Annotated in this window: 5 protein-coding genes; 2 read left to right on the top strand and 3 right to left on the bottom strand. The window is 56.9% G+C overall.

Annotation, left to right across the window (positions count from 1 at the left end; translation table 11 throughout):
• Positions 1–182: 182 nt before the first annotated feature.
• The gene (locus L6637_RS40250; RefSeq protein WP_128929916.1) at positions 183–494 is read right to left on the bottom strand and encodes a transposase; all 312 of its coding nucleotides are present in this window, start codon (positions 492–494) and stop codon (positions 183–185) included.
• Positions 495–756: 262 nt separating this feature from the next.
• Between L6637_RS40250 and L6637_RS40245 the strand changes: the two genes are divergently transcribed.
• Complete coding sequence (locus L6637_RS40245) at positions 757–1,731, top strand: pectinesterase family protein (RefSeq protein WP_128930193.1); 975 nt, start codon at positions 757–759, stop codon at positions 1,729–1,731.
• A gap of 213 nt (positions 1,732–1,944) precedes the next feature.
• Here the strand turns inward: L6637_RS40245 and L6637_RS40240 are convergent, their stop codons facing one another.
• Positions 1,945–3,054, bottom strand: a complete 1,110-nt coding sequence (locus tag L6637_RS40240) for a glycoside hydrolase family 28 protein (protein WP_232995663.1) — start codon at positions 3,052–3,054, stop codon at positions 1,945–1,947.
• Between the two features lie 1,642 nt (positions 3,055–4,696).
• On the opposite strand from L6637_RS40240, the gene L6637_RS40235 reads away from it, so the two are divergent.
• Positions 4,697–5,308, top strand: coding sequence for a hypothetical protein (locus tag L6637_RS40235; RefSeq protein ID WP_128929914.1), 612 nt, complete (start codon positions 4,697–4,699; stop codon positions 5,306–5,308).
• 272 nt (positions 5,309–5,580) lie between these two features.
• On the opposite strand, the gene L6637_RS40230 is transcribed toward L6637_RS40235, so the two are convergent.
• Complete coding sequence (locus L6637_RS40230; protein WP_128929913.1) at positions 5,581–5,964, bottom strand: hypothetical protein; 384 nt, start codon at positions 5,962–5,964, stop codon at positions 5,581–5,583.
• Positions 5,965–6,000 lie beyond the last annotated feature (36 nt).

The following is a 6,000-nucleotide window of genomic DNA, read 5'->3' as shown; positions in this document are numbered from 1 at the left end:
CAGCTTTAGGTCCGGGCCGCGGTCGGTTGTCCTGTTAGGCATCGCAACTCCTCCGTCCGATGATGGGCTGGAGGGTCTGGGCTATGCCAATTTGTCATCTTCCTAATCGGGATCGCCGTCGAAACGGCGTCACCACTCTCCGGCCGCTACCCTCCGAGCTAAATGATAGCACAAGGCTGTTTCTATCCCGCGCAGGCGCGCCACGACGCTGGACAGTTTTTTAAAATGTCGCGTTCCATCCGCAGCCGCTCGTTCTCCTGGCGCAGCAAGGCGAGTTCCGAAGCCTGGTCCGCCGACATCGGCGTCGCCTGCGTGGTGGGGCGCCACGCCGCCGATGCCGGCTCGCGCCGGAGCTTATCGACCCAGCGCCGCAGCACTGAGTCGCGCAGACCGAGCTCCTTGGCGACCGACCCGATCGAGCGGCCGCTCGACACCACCAATCCTGCCGCCTCGCGCTTGTACTCTTCAGTAAACGACCGTCGTGCACGTTCCATTCAACACCTCCAGGCTCAACGAGCCTACTACAGGTGTCCACTCATTCGGGAGGAAGTTCAGCTATCAACTAATGTGACGAACTTGCGTTCCAGATGACTAGCTAGTCACGTGAATCTAAAGTGCGCCACATACGCGCGGCCATGTTCGACGAGTAGCTCAGCCGGTTGGGAGAGTGGTCGCGAGCAGTGTCATTGCGCTATTCCAGGCAAGCGGATAATCAAGCCCCACCGCAAGCCAAAACAGGAGGAGATCGAGTTGAAGATGGTGTTGTGCGTCGTCGCATTAATGGCAACGATTGCGAGTGTTCGCTCAGGCGATGCCGAGCAACTGAAGGTATCGTTATCTGAAAAGGGCGCGTATAGGTCAATACAAGACGCGGTAGACGCGCTACCTCAGGCTGGTGGAAGTATAGTAGTCGCGCCGGGTACCTATCGCGGAAAGGTTAGAGTGACGAAACCCAATGTCAATATCAAGGGCGCCGGTGGTGGGCCGGATGAAGCGGTGATTGTCTACGGTGATAGCGCCGTCACTGCGGGTGGGACTGTCCGTTCCGCGACCTTAGATGCGTCGGGCGATAACTTCCGGCTCGAAAATCTGACTGTTTGGAACGACTATTCTGCCAATTCGGGCAATCCAGCATCTCAGGCAGTGGCACTTTCTGTCACCGGCGACAAGGATGTTTTTGCAAACGTCAGAATACTTGGTGCGCAAGACACATTGTTTGTCAACAAGGGGCCGAACAGGAACGCCAGTCGTCAGTTCTTCGTAAACTGCTACGTCGAAGGCCATATCGATTTTATATTTGGTAACGCCAAGGCCTACTTTAGGCAATGTGAGCTACACGGTGTTGCAAACCACGCAGTCGTCTATACCGCACAAAGCAGAGCCTTCCCGGACGAAGACAGCGCCTTTGTGTTTGATCATTGCACGCTGACAGCCGACAAGGGCGCGCGCGACATTGCTCTTGGGCGTCCATGGCGTCCCTATGCTGCGGTGATCTTCTTATCGTCGCAGATTAATGCGCCGGTCATGGCTGAGGGGTGGGTGGAATGGGACCCGGGCAAGAGCCGCCGCTTAATGAACGCCTACTATGCTGAATACAGATCCTCCGGTACTGGTGCCGATCCTAGAGGAAGAGAAAGATATGCGCGCCAGCTAAGCGATCGGGAGGCAATGCAATGGTCGCTCCAGACATTCTTCTCGCACGATACGAGCTGGATCCCGCAAGCGCGATAGAACGCAGCGGGAGTGCCCGCAATAGCAGCGCGCCGGTGCCGATTAGCGACAGGCCTGCAGACGGGCTGTCTTGGCGGGCCCGAATTGGGACCATCTGTGTGGGAGCGTGAGTATCAGGAAGCACTGGTGCGAGTTGCGTACCAAGCACGGCGGGTACGAAGCTGACCGCAACCATGCAATCCGGCTTTTACACCGGCCAATCCTTTGTGATCGTCAGCGATCGATTGGAGCTGCGGCCCGAGGGTCGCGCTCAATGCCACCGTTTTTGCTACTGGTGGCTTCAGGGAACGGGCGGAAGGCAACTACGCACGGGTTCGATGCGCCGTAATGTGGAGTAGCGGCGGCACCTGGCGGAGATGGAAATACATTGACCGCGGTCACTGTTGCATTCTCCACTTGCCAAGTTGCGCGGGGAGAAAAGCGCACATCTTCCATCGCAATATCGAGCGGATGCTGTTGATCAAAGCCTCGCATTACGAGCGTACCATCAGTCCCATAGACGTGCCTTAGGACGATCTGTTGATAAAGTGGCAAGTTATTGCCAGCGAAGGGGCCGTAGCGCGTGTCGAAGTGTATGGGCCATTTGTTATTTCTCATACATATATTCTCGTAATTAACCCGCTCAACTAAGCCGCCTCGGCTGGGATCGCTTTTAATGCGCAGACCAAATGTCGTGCCGTCCAAGGTCAGGTTGCGAACCAGCACGTCACTGACACCGGAATTCAGTTCGCTACCAATCGACATGCCGTGCCCCCAGCCGAATTGGTTGTCTAAAATGGAAATGTGGCGTGCAGGGCCGCTTGTGCCAGCCTTGATCGCGATATTGTCGTCTCCGGTGCGGATAAAGGAGTGGATTATCGTCACATCCTCGCTTGCGGCTGGGTCTATTCCGTCGGTATTGCGGGCATCAGCGGGTGTATCAATGATGACCGCCCAGATGGTAGCACGTTCCACGTGGCTCATCGCAATGTGAAAGTTTGCTGCGTTGCGCAAGGTGATGCCATGAACAGAGACGTCCTCAGCACGGTCCATTTGGATCAATCGAGGCGCGTTTTGTTTTGCGCCCTCACTTTGTGCACGACGGGCCAGTTGCCACCAAGTCTCAGCCGTGCCCGCCATCAAGGTCCCGCCTCCGCCGTCTATTGTACCGTATCCATAGAGACCGCCGCCTTTAGTCTTCGTGAAACTGATGAGGGGCCGACAGCCATCACCGCTCCGATCGATGTGGCCACAGCTTCCCGAGCTCTTTTGGTATGCTTTTGGGTCGGCTACAGCCGTCAGTATCGCGCCCCCAGCGAGCCACAGTGTTGTGCCGGACTTCATTTCGATTGGACCCGAAAGGAACGGCCCTGGGCCTAGATATACGGCGGCGCTTGGGACGCAATGGTCTATGGCGGCTTGCAATCTGGCAGTGTCATTTCCACCTGACGGGTCTAGGCGCGCGCATACCCCTTTAGGCGCGGCCGGTTCGCGAACATTGCGGCGATCCTTTGCCTGAGACGCGGCGGAAAGCAGCCCGACCGCAAGTATGAAAACTGCGGCTAGGTAGCGGAAACGGGCGGCCATTGCCACTCCATTGGTTTCATAGGCAGGCAAGTGCGGGCGGTCGCTACGGCTGTGCAAGTCTCGTAACCTGTAGATGCGGGTGCAATTGCCGCGTGGTGAAACGGATGGCCATCCGGCGGAAGTGCGCTGGTGGAAAGCGACGACCGCAGACGTCTCCCTATTCCCGGAGTCGAACGAAATCGCTGGCGGGTCATTTAGCCATCCGAATGTACTGCTACGTCCGCATACTATGACCGTATTTGCCTTTGTCTTCCGGTCTGCCCGTCGCAGTCACCCGGAGGGTACGACCTATTTACGCAATTGGCTTGCATCGAAGTCCCTCAAGTGACCGATCAGAAAACAGCTGGGTCGCGCCCCGCGCAGCTTGTCGAATGCCCGTCTCGCGTATGCGCGTTTGTCCGAGCTTAGTAAAATTGAGTGTTTGGATGGGGCCCATTTAAATGATGGATCGTAGCCACTTTGGCTTTTGAGGCGATGATCGGAGGGGCGATCCGATGGTGGAATGGAGCCGGGCGGGAATGTAGCAGTCACGAACGAACGCGGAGATATACACGCGGTGCATCGGCACGAGTCTCCTCCTGACGATCGTGAACGAGCTCGGCAGGGTGGTGGACAAGCTCTCCATCAAAGCATTGTAGAAGCAGTCGCCCTTGTGGCGCGTCGATCGGGTACAGCCCGCAGCCGCAGGGCTCCGCACGCGATATGTGGAACGTACTGCTCGCTCCGACCTCAATCATGGATCAGTCCGTCAGAGGCTGCTGGCGGATCGTCGTTATCACAGCACAGGGGAGTTAGCCCGCATGTGATAGCACATGGGCCGATCGACCATCTTGCGGCCGAACCGGTCGGTGATGGCGGCGCGATACAGCCGGCACTCGACAGGCGGGATATAGGTGATGTCAGCCAGCCAGAGCCGGTGTGGAGCTGTGGTGGTGAAGTCGAGCGCGATCAGGTTCGGAGCGATCGAGAGATCGTGACGAGTTACGTTGGCGCGGACAGGAGGTTACGGCCCTAATCGCTCGAATGCGATTGCGGCGGATCAGAGCTACGGCCAGCGCCGCTCCCTGCGTCCGTAGAGCGCCTTGGACCAAACACTGCATAGCGCTGGCCATGCTCGCAATGCTGCACCACCATTTGTTCTGCCATATTTGCAAAAAGCGTGTCTTGGGGGAAAGGCAGACGCGAGCGGGTGGGAGGAGGCGTTCGCTGCATGGCCTCGATGTCAGTGCGGCCGACCAATTCAGAATATGAATGCGCTCTATCAGAACAATCGATTTCACTGATGTCGATCAAGCCTGGTACTCAGGTCGCAGGGGCCGCATGGCGTGCGTTATACGCTGACTAGCCGTTTCACTCACGGCGCGCGTCCTGGTACAGAACCATATAACGGGTGGACGTGATGATGATGATGAACAGTACCAGAAACTCGACCTCGGCGGAACAAATCAGCATGGGAGATCAGGCCTTAACGTTGTGGTTGCCGAAACTGAGGCACTATCTGTCGTGGTGGCGACTGTTTACAAGCCCCTTACCTTCCCGGCGGCCCCACCTCGAATCGCTTGCTGACCCGCCTGATGCGGCTGACCCGAGCGATTCTCAGGAACGTCTCAGGCAAAATATCGAAGCGCAAGTTGCGGAGATTGGCAGGTTAGTGGGCGGAGGTGAAGCGCCAGGCGAAGCAACCCGCCATCTCACTGAGTTGACAAATCAACTCATACTCGCGCAGCTCGGGATTGTTTCCAAAGTCAAATGCGTCACTACTGAGGCGACGGATCGCTTCGCTAACCGTGCTCCGGTAGAAATGAGCGACATCTATGAGCCGGAAAGGCTCTTGAGATTGGGCCATCTTTTTGACAAAGCGGTATCGGCGTTAACTCCGAGTTTGCGGACGCAATGCCATAGAACAGATATAGCTAAACTTATCCTCGGCCGGACATCTGAAACCAAAGTCGAGTTTAATCGTTTCATCAAGTGCGTCGCTGCGATTGCTGCCGCCGCCGAAGAGATGTGACTGTACCTAACATCGTTTCCGAAGTAGCGCAGCCGCGATTGCTCGCGTTGTGAGGAGATGCCGATGTGCTCGGCTTTGACGTTTTCTGTTAGTCGACTGGGCAGGGCGGGTTGCAATCGCATAGTGTCGTAGCGGGCAGACAACCTTTCTGCGCTCCGGTGCTGCGCATGTTGGATCGCCGCCTCCTCCCTGGCTCTCTGGAGAATCGCTTCAGAGCGGACGGCCGTACGCCCGCTCATGGTCTATGGATCGGAAACCTCGCAGTATTGCCATCAGGAGAGAAGCAAGCGGAGAGCAAAAAAAATAAATATCCATGTCGCAAGGCAGTACAGTGCGGCGAAGCGCCATACTCCCGCTCTGAATCGGCGGCGCCAATTCACAAGTTGCGGCGCGCAACCGCTGAAGCGACGGCCGCGGACAACCTCGATCATCTCTCGATAGCTGTCAAAAGCAAAATACGAGCGATTGTTTCGAATGTACGTTATCCGCTCTTGAGGGGAAAGGCACAATTGCCAGACGTACTGCGCCTCCTCGCGCACACTGTCAGAACGTGGCTCGTGCCCACCTGAGTTGTAAGCACGCCGATCAATGGAGAGTGGCGATGGAAGTTGACGCGATCGCGTGCTCCCGATGAACGTGAATTTCTGCTGAAGCATCGAAGTGTCCCTTTCGCAATTCGGCGAATGATGCGT

It is taken from the genome of Bradyrhizobium zhengyangense (genome assembly GCF_022012435.1).
Lineage (GTDB): Bacteria > Pseudomonadota > Alphaproteobacteria > Rhizobiales > Xanthobacteraceae > Bradyrhizobium > Bradyrhizobium zhengyangense.
This window is presented reverse-complemented; position numbering and strand designations above follow the sequence as displayed.